Annotated in this window: 18 protein-coding genes; 8 read left to right on the forward strand and 10 right to left on the reverse strand. The window is 66.7% G+C overall.

The features are described from left to right. Window positions 1-22: 22 nt before the first annotated feature. The gene (gene greA, locus HBE63_RS18670) at window positions 23-517 is read left to right on the forward strand and encodes a transcription elongation factor GreA (protein ID WP_166906073.1); all 495 of its coding nucleotides are present in this window, start codon (window positions 23-25) and stop codon (window positions 515-517) included. Between the two features lie 35 nt (window positions 518-552). Continuing rightward, the gene (locus tag HBE63_RS18675; protein WP_166906074.1) at window positions 553-1,224 is read left to right on the forward strand and encodes a GPP34 family phosphoprotein; all 672 of its coding nucleotides are present in this window, start codon (window positions 553-555) and stop codon (window positions 1,222-1,224) included. A gap of 72 nt (window positions 1,225-1,296) precedes the next feature. Here HBE63_RS18675 and HBE63_RS18680 read toward each other — a convergent pair whose 3' ends face one another. From HBE63_RS18680 to HBE63_RS18700, 5 genes are all read right to left on the reverse strand, one after another. Beyond that, window positions 1,297-2,454, reverse strand: a complete 1,158-nt coding sequence (locus HBE63_RS18680) for a cystathionine gamma-synthase (protein WP_166906075.1) — start codon at window positions 2,452-2,454, stop codon at window positions 1,297-1,299. A gap of 25 nt (window positions 2,455-2,479) precedes the next feature. Then, the gene (locus tag HBE63_RS18685; RefSeq protein WP_371814780.1) at window positions 2,480-2,974 is read right to left on the reverse strand and encodes an NINE protein; all 495 of its coding nucleotides are present in this window, start codon (window positions 2,972-2,974) and stop codon (window positions 2,480-2,482) included. Window positions 2,975-3,117: 143 nt separating this feature from the next. Then, on the reverse strand, window positions 3,118-4,104 hold the full coding sequence (locus HBE63_RS18690; protein ID WP_166906076.1) for a hypothetical protein: 987 nt from the start codon (window positions 4,102-4,104) through the stop codon (window positions 3,118-3,120). Window positions 4,105-4,371: 267 nt separating this feature from the next. Continuing rightward, window positions 4,372-5,766, reverse strand: a complete 1,395-nt coding sequence (locus tag HBE63_RS18695; RefSeq protein WP_166906077.1) for a cystathionine beta-synthase — start codon at window positions 5,764-5,766, stop codon at window positions 4,372-4,374. 29 nt (window positions 5,767-5,795) lie between these two features. After that, entirely contained in the window at window positions 5,796-6,833 is a 1,038-nt protein-coding gene (locus HBE63_RS18700; protein WP_166906078.1) for an alpha/beta hydrolase, read from the reverse strand. Window positions 6,834-7,025: 192 nt separating this feature from the next. Between HBE63_RS18700 and HBE63_RS18705 the strand changes: the two genes are divergently transcribed. Together HBE63_RS18705 and HBE63_RS18710 are read left to right on the forward strand one after the other, a co-directional pair. Next, a complete protein-coding gene (locus HBE63_RS18705) occupies window positions 7,026-7,973 on the forward strand; it encodes an SGNH/GDSL hydrolase family protein (protein ID WP_166906079.1) in 948 nt (315 codons plus the stop codon). A 43-nt stretch (window positions 7,974-8,016) separates the two neighbouring features. Beyond that, window positions 8,017-9,234 (forward strand): acetyl-CoA C-acetyltransferase, encoded by a 1,218-nt coding sequence (locus HBE63_RS18710; protein ID WP_166906080.1) that lies wholly within the window; start codon window positions 8,017-8,019, stop codon window positions 9,232-9,234. A 50-nt stretch (window positions 9,235-9,284) separates the two neighbouring features. Here HBE63_RS18710 and HBE63_RS18715 read toward each other — a convergent pair whose 3' ends face one another. Together HBE63_RS18715 and HBE63_RS18720 are read right to left on the reverse strand one after the other, a co-directional pair. Beyond that, entirely contained in the window at window positions 9,285-9,575 is a 291-nt protein-coding gene (locus tag HBE63_RS18715; protein WP_166906081.1) for a DUF559 domain-containing protein, read from the reverse strand. Between the two features lie 256 nt (window positions 9,576-9,831). After that, window positions 9,832-10,680, reverse strand: a complete 849-nt coding sequence (locus HBE63_RS18720) for a Bax inhibitor-1/YccA family protein (protein WP_166906082.1) — start codon at window positions 10,678-10,680, stop codon at window positions 9,832-9,834. 174 nt (window positions 10,681-10,854) lie between these two features. Between HBE63_RS18720 and HBE63_RS18725 the strand changes: the two genes are divergently transcribed. Genes HBE63_RS18725 through HBE63_RS18735 form a run of 3 tightly spaced genes read left to right on the forward strand, consistent with a single transcriptional unit; the run spans window position 10,855 to window position 14,405 of the window. Then, entirely contained in the window at window positions 10,855-11,904 is a 1,050-nt protein-coding gene (locus HBE63_RS18725; RefSeq protein WP_166906083.1) for an enoyl-CoA hydratase/isomerase family protein, read from the forward strand. Then, window positions 11,901-12,677, forward strand: a complete 777-nt coding sequence (locus HBE63_RS18730) for an enoyl-CoA hydratase (protein WP_166906084.1) — start codon at window positions 11,901-11,903, stop codon at window positions 12,675-12,677. Before HBE63_RS18725 ends, HBE63_RS18730 begins: the two co-directional genes overlap by 4 nt. Window positions 12,678-12,686: 9 nt before the next feature. Then, window positions 12,687-14,405: an alpha/beta-hydrolase family protein gene (locus HBE63_RS18735; RefSeq protein ID WP_166906085.1), complete on the forward strand. Its 1,719-nt coding sequence runs from the start codon at window positions 12,687-12,689 to the stop codon at window positions 14,403-14,405. A gap of 11 nt (window positions 14,406-14,416) precedes the next feature. On the opposite strand, the gene HBE63_RS18740 is transcribed toward HBE63_RS18735, so the two are convergent. Both HBE63_RS18740 and HBE63_RS18745 read right to left on the reverse strand, forming a co-directional pair. After that, window positions 14,417-14,785: a rhodanese-like domain-containing protein gene (locus tag HBE63_RS18740; RefSeq protein ID WP_166906086.1), complete on the reverse strand. Its 369-nt coding sequence runs from the start codon at window positions 14,783-14,785 to the stop codon at window positions 14,417-14,419. 5 nt (window positions 14,786-14,790) lie between these two features. After that, window positions 14,791-15,306 (reverse strand): cysteine dioxygenase family protein, encoded by a 516-nt coding sequence (locus HBE63_RS18745; RefSeq protein WP_055116783.1) that lies wholly within the window; start codon window positions 15,304-15,306, stop codon window positions 14,791-14,793. A gap of 118 nt (window positions 15,307-15,424) precedes the next feature. Between HBE63_RS18745 and lpqV the strand changes: the two genes are divergently transcribed. After that, entirely contained in the window at window positions 15,425-15,883 is a 459-nt protein-coding gene (lpqV, locus tag HBE63_RS18750; RefSeq protein WP_166906087.1) for a lipoprotein LpqV, read from the forward strand. Window positions 15,884-15,889: 6 nt separating this feature from the next. On the opposite strand, the gene HBE63_RS18755 is transcribed toward lpqV, so the two are convergent. Continuing rightward, window positions 15,890-17,503 (reverse strand): SulP family inorganic anion transporter, encoded by a 1,614-nt coding sequence (locus tag HBE63_RS18755; protein WP_243858143.1) that lies wholly within the window; start codon window positions 17,501-17,503, stop codon window positions 15,890-15,892. Window positions 17,504-17,569: the final 66 nt, after the last annotated feature.

The following is a 17,569-nucleotide window of genomic DNA, read 5'->3' on the forward strand; positions in this document are numbered from 1 at the left end:
AGATAGACAGGAGCGCGAGAACATGACCGACACACAGGTCACCTGGCTCACTCAGGATGCATTCGACCGGTTGAAGGCGGAGCTGGATCAGCTGATCGCCAACCGGCCGGTGATCGCCGCCGAGATCAACGACCGTCGCGAAGAGGGCGACCTGCGCGAGAACGGTGGCTACCATGCCGCCCGCGAGGAGCAGGGCCAGCAGGAGGCCCGCATCCGTCAGCTGCAGGAGCTGCTCAACAACGCCAAGGTCGGTGAGGCACCCAAGCAGTCCGGTGTCGCGCTGCCCGGTTCGGTCGTCAAGGTGTACTACGACGACGACAAGAAGGACACCGAGACGTTCCTGATCGCCACCCGCCAGGAGGGCATCAGCGTCGGCAAGCTCGAGGTTTACTCCCCCAACTCACCGCTGGGCAGTGCCCTGATCGACGCCAAGGTCGGTGAGTCGCGCACCTACACCGTGCCGAACGGCAACACCGTCAAGGTCACCCTGGTCAGCGCCGAGCCCTATCACGACTGACGGGTCGGCGCGGGGGAAGCACTACAGTCGGGGAAATGGCGCAAATCGCCGAAGACCTGTTCTTGCTGTTGCTGGACAACGCAGCCGCCCAGCCCGCACTTGACCGCCATCGCAGGGAGAAAGTACTCAGCGCCGCGGTACTGCTGGACCTGGCCTACGCGTGCCGGATCCGCCCAGCCATGGCAGACGAGCCGATCGAGGCCGGCCGGTTGATCGCGCTGGCCGGCGATTGGCCCGCCGATCCGGTCGGTGACCCGGCGTTCGAACTACTGCAACGCCGGCCACTTTCGGCGGAGTCCGCGCTGGCCAGGCTGAGCAGGCACACCCAGTCAAACCTGGAGCTGCATCTCGAACGCGTCGGGGCGATCCGGCGAGTCCGCCTGCCCGGCAAAGGTTTTCCGGGCAAGCCGGTGTACTGCTGGCCATTGGCCAACCGGGAACGAGTCAGCCAGGCGCGGGCGGCCTTGTTGGCCGCACTGTTCGACGGCCACAACCCGGTACCCGCAATCGCCGCGATCATCTGCCTGCTGCACGCAGTTGACGGCTTGGGCGCGATACTGAGCCTCAACGACCGGGGCTGGCGGTGGGTGCATGCCCGGTCCACCGAAATCGCCACGGGCATCTGGGTGGACGAGACCGCGTCGGCAATGCCCGAGATGAATCTGGCAGTGACGACGTCGGCGTTACGTCCGGCCCTGATGACCTAGCCTTCCTTGCGCGAGCAGACGCTGCGGTACCCCGGTAACGTCGTTCTCGGGTACCTACGCGTCTGCTCGGCGCTATTTGCCGAGGGCCTGCTCCAGGTCGGCCAGCAGGTCGGCAGCATGTTCGATACCTACCGACAGCCGCACCAGGTTGTCGGGAACCTCCAGCTGCGAGCCCGCCGTCGACGCATGCGTCATGGCCCCTGGGTACTCGATCAACGACTCCACCCCGCCGAGCGACTCGGCGAGAATGAAAAGCTCAGTGCGCGAGCACAACTCACGTGCCGCCCGGGGGCCACCGCGCAGCTGCAGGCTCACCATGCCGCCGAAACCGGACATCTGCCGCGCCGCCACATCGTGGTTGGGGTGACTGACCAGACCGGGATAGAGCACGGTCTCGACCGCCGGGTGTCCGTCGAGGAATTCGGCTATCAGCGCGGCGTTTTCGCTGTGCTGACGCATCCGCAGCACCAACGTCTTGAGCCCACGCATGGTCAGGTACGCGTCGAAGGGACCCGGCACCGCTCCGGCGCCGTTCTGTAGGAACGCGAATGCCGCGTCGAGTTCCTCGTCGTTGGTCAGCAGCGCGCCGCCGACCACATCCGAGTGCCCACCGATGTACTTGGTGGTGGAGTGCAGCACGATGTCGGCACCCAGCAGCAGTGGCTGCTGCAGCGCCGGCGAGGCAAACGTGTTGTCCACCAACACCTTGACGCCCGCGGACGACGCGATCTGGACGATCCCCGGGATGTCGGCCACGCTCAGCAGCGGGTTGGTGGGCGTTTCCACCCAGATCAGCCGGGTCCGCGGGGTGAGCGCTGAGCGCACCGCGTCCAGGTCGCTCAACGGTACCGGGGTGTGGGTGACCCCCCACTGCGAGAACACCTTGTCGATGAGGCGGAACGTGCCACCGTATGCATCGTCGGGGATGACCACGTGGTCGCCGGGCCGCAGCACCGCGCGCAGGGCACAGTCGGTGGCGGCCATGCCCGAGCTGAAGGCGCGCCCGTAGGCGGCTTCCTCGACCGCGGCGAGCGCCGACTCCAGAGCCTGCCGGGTGGGATTTCCGGTACGGGCGTATTCGAATCCACCGCGCAGCCCGCCGACGCCGTCCTGGGCGAAGGTCGAACTGGCGTAGATCGGGGTGTTGACGGCTCCGGTGCCCGGGTCGGGTCGGTAACCGGCGTGGATGGCTTTTGTGGCCAGACCGTGCCACCTGCGCTGTTCACTCATAACGTGTCGAGCCTATCGCGGCCGTTCAGTTTCGCAGCTTTCGTCCGTACTGGTCGGGAACTGATCGGTTGAACATCATGACCGCATCCACCAGAGCCCAGATCCCGACGCCGACAATGATGAACAACCCGACGATCAGAATCGACGTGAGGATGCCGAGGATCGTCAGCCCCAGCTGGATCGCGCCGATATTGGTGGAGCCGATGTAGAAACGTCCGACACCGAAGCCGCCGAGAAACAGCTGCAACAGACCGGCGGTGACAGCCGATTTGTCGGACAACGGCTCCCCGGTCTGCGGGTCGCGACCGAACGGCGCCGACGGGTCGGCGGGATACGCGCCGTAAGGCTGCGGCTGCCCCGGGTACCCGGCCGCCGGGAAGCCCTGAGGCGGATAGCCTGCGGGCGGACCCTGAGGCGGATAACCGCCGAATTGCGGGACTCCCTGCGGAGGCGGGAATTGCGGAGGCATGGCCTGCGGCGGCACTCCGTACATGCCTTCAGGCGGATTTGGTGTCGACATGGCGGCCCCGACTTTCTCGAATGCACCGAACTCCGATATGGATTCGGCATCGGCAGGCTAGCTGAAATGATGTCACGGAACACAGCGCCCACGGCGCCGGCATTTCTGCCGTACGCGCCGTGGGCGGCTGAGGTTGGTGCTACCTACGGGGTCAGCGGTGCCACCGGGCCGCCGCTGAGCCGACGCCAGGCGTACACCTGGATGAGCAGGATCAGAGGCATTCCCACGATCAGTCCGAGCCCGCACGGGATCGACCCGACGATGGCGATGGCGATCATCACGAGCACCGTGAGCAGCACCGTGCCGAACTTGGGCTTGACCAGATTGAAGCTCGTCTTGACCGCGTCGACACCGCTGAGGTTGCGGTCGACGGCTGCGACCGTCGTGAACAGGAACAGGACGCCGAGAAGCACCTCTACGATCCACGTCAACGGCAGGGTCAACCAAGCGAGCCCCGGCATCAGCATCGTGGGGAGCATCAGCACGAAGACGACCGCGAAGACGATCAGACCGACAAGCACGGTCGCGAGGATCACGTTGCCGACGTTGCGTGGCTTGAAGAACGATCCAATGGTTACCGGCTGTCCGTCGGCGATGTCGAGCAGGCCGGCGGTGTAGGCCGCCGCGATCCAGCCACCCATGACCAACAGCACGATTAGCCCGACCAGCATCACGGCCCCGCCGGCGACCCCGAGATTGCTCGACGCCGAGAAGCTCATGCCCGAGTCATAGGACTCGTAACTGCTGGTGGTGTCGGGCGACACCGCGCTGGCAATCAGCGTGAAGATGACGTAGACGGCAGCGGTTGCGGCGCCGTAGACGAGTCCCGGCACGATCAGTTCGACCGGATGCTTGAGGAACTTGTTCCAGGCCCACGAGAAGGCGTCACCGACGTTGTAGGGCGCGGCCCCGTAGCCGGGTCCACCGGCGGGCGGGTAGCCGGGCGCCGGCCCGTAGCCGGGCGGTGGATAGCCACCGGGCGGCGGGTAACCGCCAGGAGGCGGGTAGCCCCCGGGTTGTGGGTAGCCACCCGGCGGCGGGTAACCTCCGGCGCCCGCGGGCGGCGGAGGAGGGTAGCCGCCCTCCGGCGGAGGCGGGTAGTTCCCGGGCGGGGGCGGTTGATCGGTCACGTCGAAAGCTCTCCTCATCTCGGATAGCGCTCCGCAGGCGGACGCTACTTTCTGCCAGCACCTAGACGGACAGACTGCTCCACAGGCAGATTACGCATCGTCGACCTCCTTTGACAGGACAACACGAGCGTGTTCGCCGGGCTCAGTGGGCCGGTCGTTGCCGCGGGCAGCGACGGTGTCTGAGTTTGCTAGCCCTAGGCCAACTCACCCTAACTGAGAAGTCGCTGGAGACAAGGCATTCCACGCGACGCAAGCGCCGCGACGTAATTAGTGTCGCCCGCCGGCCTCGGACAGGAACCCGAGCAGATCGTGGCGAGTGAGCACGCCGACGGGCTTGCCCTCCTCGACGACCATCACCGCGTCGCACTCGCGCAATGTCTTGGCAGCCGTGGAGACCAACTCCCCCGCACCGATCAGCGGCAACGGCGGGCTCATGTGTTCGGCCACCGCGTCGGCCAGCTTCGCCCGGCCCTCGAATACCGCGGACAGCAGTTCCCGCTCGGACACACTGCCGGCCACCTCGCCCGCCATCACCGGAGGTTCGGCGCCGACCACCGGCATCTGCGAGACGCCGTACTCGCGAAGGATGCCGATCGCGTCGCGCACCGTCTCCGCCGGGTGCGTATGCACCAGGTCGGGCAGCGCCCCGGATTTGCCGCGCAGGACATCGCCGACAGTCGACTGCTCGATCGAACCGTCGAGCCGGTTGCGCAAGAACCCATACGACGACATCCATGCGTCGTTGAAAATCTTTGAGAGATAACCGCGTCCGCCGTCGGGCAACAGCACCACGACGACCGAGTCCGGCCCGGCCGTGCGGGCCACCTCGAGTGCGGCCACCACCGCCATGCCGCAGGATCCACCGACCAGCAGCGCCTCCTCGCGCGCCAGCCGCCGGGTCATGTCGAACGAATCGCCGTCGGACACGGCGATGATCCCGTTGGGAATCGACGGGTCGTAGGCCGACGGCCAGAAGTCCTCGCCGACGCCTTCCACCAGGTACGGCCGCCCGGTTCCACCGGAGTACACCGAGCCCTCCGGGTCGGCGCCGATCACCTGGACCTTGCCGTCGGACACCTCTTTCAGGTACCGCCCGGTGCCCGTGATGGTGCCGCCGGTGCCGACCCCCGCCACGAAGTGCGTGACGGTGCCGTCGGTGTCGGCCCAGATCTCCGGACCCGTCGTCTCGTAGTGGCTCTCCGGCCCCATCGGGTTGGAGTACTGGTCGGGCTTCCAGGCGCCGTCGATCTCCTCGACGAGGCGGTTGGAGACGCTGTAGTAGCTGTCCGGGTCATCCGGTGACACCGCCGTCGGGCACACCACGACCTCGGCGCCATAGGCGCGCAACACATTCTGCTTGTCCTCGCTGACCTTGTCCGGGCAGACGAAGATGCACTTGTAGCCGCGCGTCTGGGCCACCATGGCCAGCCCGACCCCGGTGTTGCCGGACGTCGGCTCGACGATGGTGCCGCCGGGCTTGAGCTCGCCGCTGGCCTCGGCGGCGTCGATCATCTTGGCCGCGATGCGGTCCTTGGAGCTGCCACCGGGGTTCAGGTACTCGATCTTGGCCAGGACCCTGCCCGAGCCTTCGGGGACAACCGAGTTCAGCTGAACCAGCGGGGTATTGCCGATGAGCTCACTGATGTGCCTGGCGATGCGCATACGTCAATGGTCTCAGGCCCGCGAAACGCTTACCAGGTCGCCTCTCGAATGTATTCGCCGATCTGGCGCAATGAGCGCTTCGCTTCGGACACCAGCGGCGACGCGAGCTGGAAGACATGCATCTGACCGGGCCAGATCCGGAGCTCGACCGGCACCCCGGCAGCGGCCAGCATGTGCGCGGCTTTTCGCGCATCGCTGAGCAGAACCTCCGAGCCCGACGCGTGGATCAGCGTGCGCGGCAGACCGGGCTCGACGTGATCGAGCGGCTCGTAGACGTGCTCGCCCTTGCGCTCTGCTGCGCGTTCGATGAGCTCGACGAGGGCGTCGAAAGCCTTGGGCGGGAACATCGCGTCGGTGTGCATGTTGGGGTGGTTGGCCCGCGACTCGTTGTCGATCTCGAACAGCGGCGACATCGCCACCAGCGCGGCCGGCATCTCGCCGTCATCGAGCAGGCGCTCGGCCAGCGCCAGCGACAGGTAGCCGCCCGCCGAGTCGCCGGCCAGCACGATCTGGTCCGGCTCGTAGCCAAGCAGCCGAAGCCACTGGTAGGCGTCGTAACAGTCCTCGATCGCGGTGCCCACCGAGTGCTTGGGGACCATCCGGTAATTGACCACGAGCACCGGGCTGTCGGCGTACTCCGACAGCGCCGTGACGATCCCCGAGTGCGTGTTGGCCCCACAGGCCAGGAAAGCACCGCCATGCAGGTAGAGGATCACGCTGCGTTTCCCGTCGGCGGGGAGTACGCCGTCGGCGCGCACCAGCTGCGCGTTGCAGTGGGGCAGCGCGATGGTGGCCTTGATGGTTCCGGGCGCCGGCCGGATCAGCCGGGCAGCGAAATTGACCAGCCCGAAAGGCCACGGCAGATGCGGTACATGGCTACCAATTGCCAAGGTCGGCTTGATTGTCAGCGTGGCCGCCAGCGAAGCCAATCGACCTGCCAGACTCGGGCCGTCCTCGACCACCTCGACGGGCGCGCCGTCACTGACCGGAAACCTACGCCCGCGGTGGGCCCTAGCTGGGCTTATGCCAGCATGATGAGACCTGGATACCTTGCTCGGTGCAGTCATCGTCACCACTTCCTACGTCTTTGTAGTGCTCGGTGAGCTTCGTCACTCAGACAACCCGGGTAACTTAGCTTGACATCCGTAAACAGTTCAACAGTCAAATAAACTGAATTGATACCGGACTTGATACAGCACCGTGATCGCCACGCTGAGGCGCCACGCGGATAACCCGTCTGATCCACCTAGACTGATCCTGTGGGCACACCGCGTCGGTCGACCATCGCCCTCGCCGCTGCTGCGACGTTGGCTTCTACGGGATCGGCCTATATCGGAGCACGCAACCTGTTGAGCGGGCAGGCCAACAAGGCGCGTCAGGTGATCCCCAAATCCTGGGACATCCCGCCACGCGCCGACGGCGTGTATCGCCCCGGCGGCGGGCCCGTCGAGAAGTGGGAGCGCGGAGTCCCCTTCGACCTGCACCTGATGATCTTCGGCGACTCCACGGCCACCGGATACGGATGCCGGGTGCCCGACGAGGTGCCGGGAGTTCTGATCGCCCGCGGCGCGGCCCAGCAGTTCGGCAAACGAATCCGCTTGAGCACCAAGGCAATTGTCGGTGCCACCTCCAAGGGATTGTCCGGGCAGATCGATGCCATGTTCGTCGCGGGCGCACCCCCAGATGCTGCCGTGATCATGATCGGCGCCAACGACATCACCAAACCCAACGGCATCGCGCCGTCGGCCCGCCGGGTCGGCGACGCGGTGCGCCGGCTGCATGCGGCAGGAGCCGTCGTCGTGGTCGGCACGTGCCCCGATTTCGGGGTGATCACCGCTATTCCGCAACCGTTGCGCGCATTCACCCGCGCGCGTGGCCTGCGGCTGGCCCGCGCCCAGGCCGGCGCCGTGCGAGCGGCCGGCGGCATACCCGTACCGTTCTCCGACCTCCTGGCCCGGGACTTCCACAAGGCCCCTGACCTGCTGTTCTCCGAGGACATGTTCCATCCGTCGGCAGCCGGCTATGCGCTGGCGGCCAAGCAGTTGCTGCCCGCGCTGTGTTCGGTGCTCGGCGAGTGGGACGGTGACGCGGCACTGGAATCCGGCACCGCCGATACCGGGACATTGCTGAGCCAGCTCGGCGGTGTCAGCAGGCTGTGGCGCCGCTCAACCGGGGTACCCGCACCCATCGTCGTGCACGCGGGCTAGTTTCAACTGAGTTTTCTAAGCCATTCGATTAGCAGGAGCCGTCATGCCTGAAGCCGTCATCGTTGCCACTGCCCGCTCACCGATCGGCCGCGCCGTCAAGGGATCGCTGGCCACCATGCGCCCCGACGACCTGGCCGGCCAGATGGTGCGCGCCGTGTTGGACAAGGTGCCGTCGCTGGATCCCAGGGACATCGACGACCTGATGATGGGCTGCGCCCAGCCCGCCGGTGAGGCCGGCTACAACATCGCTCGCGCGGTGGCCGTCGAACTCGGCTATGACTTCCTGCCGGGCACGACCGTCAACCGGTACTGCTCATCGTCGCTACAGACCACCCGGATGGCCTTCCACGCCATCAAGGCCGGCGAGGGTGATGTGTTCATCTCCGCGGGTGTCGAGACGGTTTCGCGCTTCGGCGTCGGCGCCGCCGATGGCGCCCCCAATTCCAAGAACTCGCTGTTCGAAGAGGCCCAGGCGCGCACGATCACTCAGGCCGAGGGCGACATCAAGTGGCATGACCCGCGCGAAGACGGCCTCATTCCGGATGTCTACATCGCCATGGGCCAGACCGCCGAGAACGTCGCCACCTACACCGGTATCAGCCGCGAAGACCAGGACCACTGGGGCGTGCGGTCGCAGAACCGCGCCGAGGAAGCCATCAAGAACGGGTTCTTCGAGCGCGAGATCGTCCCGGTGACGCTGCCCGACGGCACCGTCGTCTCGACCGATGACGGCCCGCGCGCCGGCACCTCCTACGAAAAGATCAGCCAGCTCAAGCCGGTGTTCCGGCCGAACGGCACGATCACCGCGGGTAACGCGTGTCCGCTGAACGACGGTGCCGCCGCCGTCGTCATCATGAGCGACACCAAGGCCAAGGAGCTGGGCCTGACCCCGCTGGCCCGCATCGTCTCCACCGGGGTGTCCGGCCTGTCGCCGGAGATCATGGGCCTGGGCCCGATCGAGGCCATCAAGAAGGCGCTGGCCAAGGCCGGCAAGAAGATCTCCGATATCGACCTGGTCGAGATCAACGAGGCATTCGCCGTGCAGGTGATCGGCTCGGCTCGTGAGCTCGGCATCGACGAGGACAAGCTGAACGTCTCCGGCGGCGCGATCGCGCTGGGCCACCCGTTCGGCATGACCGGTGCCCGCATCACCGCCACGCTGCTGAACAACCTGTCCACCTACGACAAGACCTTCGGCATCGAGTCCATGTGTGTCGGTGGCGGCCAGGGTATGGCGATGGTTGTGGAGCGCCTCTCCTAATTTGGTTTGACTCTGCGTGGAGGGCGCAAAAGTTCGAGTAACTTGCGCCCTCACCGCAGACCCAATGGCGGGGCGACCTGATCCCACGCTCGGCGCAGGCGCCTCATGATCTCCGGCCGACGATGGCCTGCCGCCACTCGAATGGTGGTCCAACCGACCTGGCTGATGTACTCGTTGCGGACGATGTCGTAGCCCAGCGCATCGGCGTGCTGAACACCGTCGTATTCGACCGCGAGCATGTGCTCTTCCCACCCCATGTCGAGGTAGTGGCGCGGTCGGCCATTGTGACCGAGCACCGGAATCTGCGTCTGCGGCCGCGGATATCCCTCGTTGATGATCATCAAACCGCAGCCGCGTTTCCTGCGGCGACTGTGCCCCGTCCTCGCCGTCGGGGAGGCATCGGGCGCCAAGCTGTGGATAGATCGTCCCTTTGGGATAACCCGCGCTGGTCGACCCGGTGCTGGTTCACTCTGCGTCCACGGCACAAAAGTACGAGTAACCAGCACCCTCACCGCAGACTCAAGCCCGCCACGTCCAGGCAAAACCCATAAGAAAAAGGCGCCCGCAATCGCGGACGCCTTTCTCGGGGCAGGGTTGCTAGTCGTTGTTGAAGTACGACAGCAACCGGAGGATCTCGATGTACAGCCAGACCAGGGTGACGGTCAGGCCCAGGGCGATGCCCCATGCGGCCTTCTCCGGAGCACCGGCACGGACCATCTGGTCGGCGGCGTCGAAGTCGATCAGGAAACTGAATGCCGCCAGACCGATGCACAGCAGCGAGAAGCCGATCGCGAGCATGCCGCCGTCACGCAGGCCCAGCCCGGCACCGCCGCCCACACCGAACATCGCCAGTACGAAGTTGAGCAGCATCAGCGCCAGGACGCCGAACATGCCGGCGATGATCATCCGGGTGAACTTCGGCGTCACACGGATGGCGCCGGTCTTGTAGACGACCAGCATGCCTAGGAACACGCCCATGGTGCCGACGATCGCCTGCGCGATCATGCCGACGCCGCCCACCGAGGTGACGTTGGCGATGATGAACGACACCGCGCCGAGGAACAGGCCTTCCAGCGCGGCGTAGCTCAGCACGATGGCCGGGTTGTCCTGCTTGCGCCCGAACGTGGCGACCAGCACGAGGGCCAGGCCGCCGAGCCCGCCGACGAGGGCGAACGGCGTCGCCAGCGCCAGGTTGCCCGAGACCAGGAAGTAGGACACCACGGCGACGGCCGAGAGCACGGCCAGCGTGATGCCGGTCTTGGTGACGACGTCATCGATGGTCAGTGGACGAGAAACGCCCGTCTGCGGCTGCTCCAGGTACTCCTGCGCGTAGGGCTGCGCGTGCACCTGTTGCGCACCGAAGCCGGCGGCTCCGGTACCGAATTGTGCGTATCCGCCTTGCCCCTTGGGCAAGCTGCGGAATACCGGGTTGCTGGATTCGCGCACCGTCGGGTCCTCTCTGATGAGATGTGTTCGAGTACGAACTAGTAGCTCAACGATCAACGTCCCGGGTGGGTTCCCGTCGACGCAGAAAAACTCCCAGGAAACGTCCAGGTTGATCTTGAGGCAAACCCTACCCGTAGCGCACCACAACTGGGGGGCCGAACTAGATTGCAACTCGTGACAGAAAACGAGGACGTCCTAGTAAGTGTCCGCAACGGCGTCGGGATCCTCACGCTGAACCGGCCCAAGGCGATCAATTCGCTCAACGACGCCATGGTCGCGGGCATGTCCCAAGCCCTGCACGCCTGGGCGAACGACGACTCCGTGCAGAGCGTGCTGCTGACCGGTTCCGGCGAACGGGGCCTGTGCGCGGGCGGCGACGTAGTTGCGCTCTATCACAGCGCGAAGGCCGACGACGGGGCTGCACAACGGTTCTGGTACGACGAATACCTGCTCAACGCCTACATCGGCAGCTATCCGAAGCCGTACGTGGCAGTGATGGACGGCATCGTGATGGGCGGCGGTGTGGGCGTCGCGTCCCACGGCAACATCCGCGTCGCCACAGACACCACCAAAATGGCGATGCCCGAGGTCGGCATCGGGTTCATACCCGACGTCGGCGGTACCTATCTGCTCTCGCGCGCTCCGGGGCAGCTGGGATTGCACGCCGCGCTCACCGGCGCACCGTTCTCCGGGGCCGACGCAATCGCCATGGGTTTCGCCGATCACTATGTGCCGCACGACCAGCTGGCCGAGTTCACCGAGTCCGTCATCGTCGGCGGAGTCGAGAACGCCCTGGCCACCTATGCCGTCGAGCCTCCGGCCAGCCCGCTGCTGGAACAGCGCGACTGGATCGACGAGGCCTACGCCGGTGAGACCGTGGCCGACATCGTCACCGCACTGCGGGCCCACGACGCGGGCCCCGCCGGTGACGCCGCGAACCTGATCGCCACCCGCTCCCCCGTCGCCCTGGCCGTGACGCTGGAAGCGGTGCGCCGGGCCGCCAGGCTGGACACACTGGAGGACGTGCTGCGCCAGGAGTACCGGACCTCGTGCGCCTCGGTGAAATCGCATGACTTCGTCGAGGGCATCCGGGCTCAGCTCGTCGACAAGGACCGCAACCCACAGTGGTCCCCTGCCTCGATCGCCGATGTCACCCCCGTGGACATCGAGGCGTACTTCGTTCCGGCAAACCCCGATCTGACCTTCCAGGAGGAGAACAAATGAGTGAGTTCGAGACGATCCTGGTGACCCGTACCGACCGGGTCGCCACCATCACACTGAACCGGCCCAAGGCGCTCAACGCGCTCAACACCCAGGTGATGACCGAAGTGACCACGGCCGCAGCCGAACTCGACCGCGACCCCAGCGTCGGCGCGATCATTGTCACCGGCAACGAGAAGGCGTTCGCCGCAGGCGCCGACATCAAGGAGATGGCCGAGCTGTCGTTTGCCGACGTGTACTCGGCCGACTTCTTCGAGCTGTGGTCCAAGTTCGCCGACACCCGGACCCCGACGATCGCCGCGGTTGCCGGATACGCGCTGGGCGGCGGCTGCGAGCTGGCGATGATGTGCGACATCCTGATCGCCGCCGACACCGCGAAGTTCGGTCAGCCCGAGATCAAGCTGGGTGTGCTGCCCGGGATGGGCGGCAGCCAGCGGCTGACTCGCGCGATCGGCAAGGCCAAGGCGATGGACCTGATCCTGACGGGCCGCACCATCGACGCCGTCGAAGCCGAGCGCGCCGGCCTGGTTTCGCGCCTGGTGCCCGCGGACTCGCTGATCGACGAGTCCCTGGCCGTGGCCGCGACCATCGCCGGGATGTCGCTGTCGGCGTCGCGGATGGCCAAGGAAGCGGTCAACCGGGCCTTCGAGTCCTCCCTGGCCGAGGGACTGCTCTACGAGCGCAGGCTGTTCCACTCGGCCTTCGCCACGGCCGACCAGAAGGAAGGCATGGCAGCGTTCTCGGAGAAGCGCGCCGCCAACTTCACCCATCGCTAAAGTCGACGGGTGACCGAGACCGACTCGCCCACCCCTGCCACCGATACCGCCGAAGGTGAGTCCACGCCTGCGCCCGGACCGGTTGCCCAGCCCGTGTGGTGGTCCCGCCACTACACGTTCTTCGGCACGGCGGTGGGTCTGGTGTTCATCTGGTTCTCGCTGACACCGTCGCTGCTGCCCCGCGGGCCGCTGTTCCAGGCCCTGGTCAGCGGCGGTGCCGGCGCAACCGGCTACGGCCTCGGCGTTTTCGGGGTGTGGCTGGTCCGCTACATGCGCTCGGCGGAGACCAGCCCGCGGGCGCCGAAGTGGGCGTGGCTGTCTCTGCTGGTCGTCGGGATCGTCGGCCAGGTCCTGATGATCGTCTACTTCCACGTCTGGCAGGACGAGATCCGTGACTTCATGGGTGTGCCCCGGCTGACGTTCTGGGATCACCCGCTGACGGCGGTGCTGTCGCTCGTCGTGCTGTTCGCGTTCGTCGAGGTGGGCCAGCTGATCCGTAAGCTGGTGCGTTTCCTGGACCTCAAGCTGGATCGCTTTCTGCCGCCACGGGTTTCGGCTGTTGTCGTGGTGGCGTTGCTGCTGGCGTTGAGTATCGCGCTGCTGAACGGTGTCGTGGTCCGGGTGGCGATGGACACCATCAACCGGACGTTCGCGGCTGTCAACGACGAGAGCGATCCTGACTTCGCCGCCCCGATGTCGCCTCTACGCTCAGGTGGCCCGCAGTCGTTGGCCGACTGGGAGTCGCTGGGCCATCAGGGCCGGGTGTTCGTCTCGGCGGGCCCTACGGTGCAACAGCTTTCGCGGTTCACCGGCAAGCCTGCAATCGAACCGATCCGCGCCTACGCGGGCCTGCATTCCGCAGACGGCATCAAGGCCACCGCGGCTCTGGCGGCCAGAGAGTTGCAGCGCACCGGCGGTCTGGACCGCGCGGTGGTCGCGGTGGCGACCACGACGGGCACGGGCTGGATCAACGAGGCGGAGGCCTCTGCCCTGGAGTACATGTACAACGGCAATACCGCGATCGTGTCGATGCAGTACTCGTTCCTGCCCAGTTGGTTGTCGTTCCTGGTCGACCAGGAGAACGCGCGGCAGGCCGGGCAGGCGTTGTTCGAGGCGGTCGACGCCCTGGTCCGGGCGATGCCGGAGGACAAGCGCCCCAAGCTGGTGGTGTTCGGGGAGAGCCTGGGATCGTTCGGCGGTGAGGCACCTTTCCTCTCGCTGAACAATCTCGTAGCCCGCACCGACGGCGCGCTGTTCTCGGGACCGACATTCAAGAACACCATCTGGACGACGCTGACCCGGGACCGCGACGCCGGTTCGCCGGAGTGGTTGCCGATCTACGACAACGGCGACAACGCCCGGTTCGTTGCGAAGGCCGAGAATCTGAACCGGCCCGACGCGCCGTGGGGTCACCCCCGCGCGGTGTACCTGCAACACGCGTCCGACCCGATCTCGTGGTGGACACCCGACCTGCTGTTCGCCAAACCGGACTGGCTGCGTGAACCCCGTGGCTACGATGTGTCCCGCCGCATGGAATGGATCCCGGTGGTGACATTCCTGCAGGTCTCGGCGGACATGGCAGTGGCCGTCGACGTTCCCGACGGGCACGGCCACGTCTACGTCAAGAATGTGGCCGACGCCTGGGCCGCTGTGCTGCAGCCGCCGGACTGGACCCCGGAGATGACCGCCAAACTGCGACCCATGTTGAGCAACAACGAAAACGCCTGAGCGCGGGCCGTTTACACCTGACCGGCGGCAACCAACGCGTGGTAGCCGCCGACGACGTCGGTGGACCGGTGCAGGCCGAGGTCGACCAGTGCCGCGGCAGCGAGGCTTGAGGTGTAGCCCTCCGAGCACAGGATCACCCAGTAGACGTCATCGTCGACCGCCTGCGATATCCGCGCGTCACTGGTCGGATCGCAGCGCCACTCCAGCACGTTGCGCTCGATGACCAGCGCTCCGGGCACCGACCCCTCGGCGGCACGCTGGGCGGCCGGGCGGATGTCGACCAGGACGGCACCAGCATCCAGCGCCTCGGGAAGATCTTCAGCGGGCAGTCGGCGCAGCCGGGCACGGGCCTGCTCCAGCACGGTGTCGATGCGACTCATGGCAATCACTCCGGTGCGTCGGTGAGCTCGGTGCGGTTGCGGCGCAACGTGTTCTGCGGCGTCACCTCGTAGTAGGACATCGCGGTCAGCGGCGGCGAATAGGCATGCACGCTCAGCGTCGGACCGGAAATCGCCGCCGGTGCATGCACCACGTCGTGCACCCAACCCAGTGGGAACGCTGCCTGATCGCCCGCCGTGAGTCGTCGTTTCCGTAAAAGCTCACCATCCCAACGGGTTTCGCGCAGCGCACCGGAGACCACGGTCAACGCTCCCAGCGAGCCGCCGTGGTCGTGCATTTCGGTCGATTTGTCGGGGACCCAGCTGATCAGCCAGACCTCGACTTCGTCGTCACCGGACAAGCGGGTGTACCACCGGTCGTCCTTCGGCAACCCGCGCAGCAATCGGTCGTAGCGGCCGGACAACACATCGTCGGCGGCGCGGTCGGTGGTGTGCAGCAGGTCGGGCAAGCGCAGCCGGGTGGGCGCCGAGACCGCGGGAACGGGCGCGAGCGTGGACAGCATCAGAGAAACTCCAAGAATGACGGCGGAACAGGGCAGACGGGCGCGTTAGCGAGCCCGACAACACTCCTGGAATCCAGTCCCTTCCGTCATGGCCGCCAGTGTTGCATAGATTGGCGGGATGCGCCGTTACACGTGGACCACCCGCTTGACCGCCGGAGCTGCCGCAGCCGCGGGCCTGACCCTGCTAGTCGGATGCTCGACACAGTCCGACAAGGATCAGTCCGGAGAGTCAGCGGCACCGTCGTCGCAAGCCACTGCAACCACCGAAGCCGCCGCCCCTACGGTCAAGCCCGGCGAGATCGCGACGTCCCCCGGCGGGGTCACGACAGCGGTCGGTGCCGACGCCCAGTCCACCGAAGAGGAGTATTTCCAGGCCTGTCACGCCGCGAAGATCTGGATGGAGGCCAAGGGCGGCGACCTCAAGGCGCAGATCGAGCCGTACCTGGCCAGCCTGCAGGTGCCCGAGGCGGCGCCCGGGCCGGGCACCTACAACGTGGCATGGGCCGAGCTGGAGCCGGGCCGTCAGGCAGCGGTGATCGTCGCGGCGCAGGCAGCGGCCGACGAGCTCTGCAGCTAGGCGCCGCTAGTTCGAATCAGGCTGCGCCGAACCCCCGGCAGCGCCGCCCCGGGCGGACACCCAGGCGCGACCACGCTCGACCGCGGTGTCGAGCGCGCCGAAGATCCGGTCGGACGACGGGACGATACCGTCGTCGCCCAGCAGGTCGTCGAGCCCGCCCCGCCGCAGCACCTCCGCGGTGGCGGCATCGACGCCGCAGATGATGAGCCGTCCGTTGTTGTCCGTCAGCTGCCCGGCCCAGCGACGCATGGCCTTGATGGTCACCGAGGACGGCACATCGGGCAGCGCGCGCAGGCTGAGCACCACTACAGCGTTGGTGGTGCCATCGGTGCGCGGCCACGTTTCGTCGATGCGGGCCACTTCGGCGAACAGCCCGACCCCGGCGTAGTGCAGCACGGTGACGTCGTTGCTGGCGCACTGCTCGGGCACCGGCGCCTGTTCCCAGCCACCGCCCGCCGCCGGGATCAGCGCCACCAGCTGCGCGGCTTTGGCGGCCTTGGCGCAGTAGAGCACCAGTGAGGTGATGACGCCGATGAGGATCGCGGTGTGCAACGGGAGTTGCGTGGTGGCCGCGAACGTCACCAGCATCGCCACTGCCGACAACGGGGCGACCCGCAGCACCAGCTTGATGTCGGGCAGTCGGCCGACCACCAGCTCGGCCCCGATCACCAGGATCAGCCCGCCGATGACCGGCATCGGAATGACCTCGGCAGCCGATCCGGCCACCAGTACCAGCGCTGCAAGCCACAACCCGGCGAAGATGCCCGCCCACCGGGTCTGGGCGCCCGCCGAGGTGGCCACCCCGGTCCGCGACAGTGAACCGCCGGCCGGCAGCGCGCCGAACAGCCCGCCCGCCACGTTGGCCGCACCCTGGGCCAGGAAGTCGCCGTTCATGTTGGTGCGGCTACCGTCCGGGTTGGGCACCGCGGCCGAGATTCCGGCAGCCTGGGCCAGCGCGACGAGTGCCACCGCCACGCCGCCGACGATGAGTTCGGGCATGGCGGCGAAGTTCGGAACCGTCACGGGCGGAAGCGCATTCGCGATCGACGCGATGTCGCCGACGGTTTCGACGTCGATATGGGCGATGGCGACGACGGTGGTGACCACCACGAGAGCCAGCAACGTCGCGAACGATTCGAGCGGCTTGATGAAGTGGAACACCGCCCACACCGCGACGGTGCCCAGCGCCACCGCGGCGGCGGCAGGATGCCACAGCCCGATGTGCGCCAGGGAGTCGATGAATTTGCCGATGGTGTTGCCGCTCTGCGGTTTGTAACCGGTGGCGTCACCGAGGACGCCGGCGACGATCTGCAGGGCGATGCCGGTGGAGAAGCCTGTCATCACGGCATTGGAGACAAAGTTCATGATCGACCCGAACCGCAGCAGGCCGAACAGCAGCATCACCACACCGACCACGAGGGCCAGTGCTGCGACGTTTGCCGGATCCGCCGGATCCAGCCCGGCCTCCTTGAGCACACTGCGCGACGTCAGGGCGATCGCGCTGGTCAGCGTCGTCACCATCAGCACGGTGCGCGCGAACAGTGACCCGATGATGCCGGGCACGATGCCGGCATAGATACCGGCGACCGGGTTGAAACCGCCAATGCTGGCGTACGCCATACCTTCTGGGATGGAAAATAATCCCGTCACCAGCCCAGAGATGACATCACGAGGCTTGGGGCGGCC

Source organism: Mycobacterium sp. DL440 (assembly GCF_011745145.1).
GTDB lineage: Bacteria > Actinomycetota > Actinomycetes > Mycobacteriales > Mycobacteriaceae > Mycobacterium.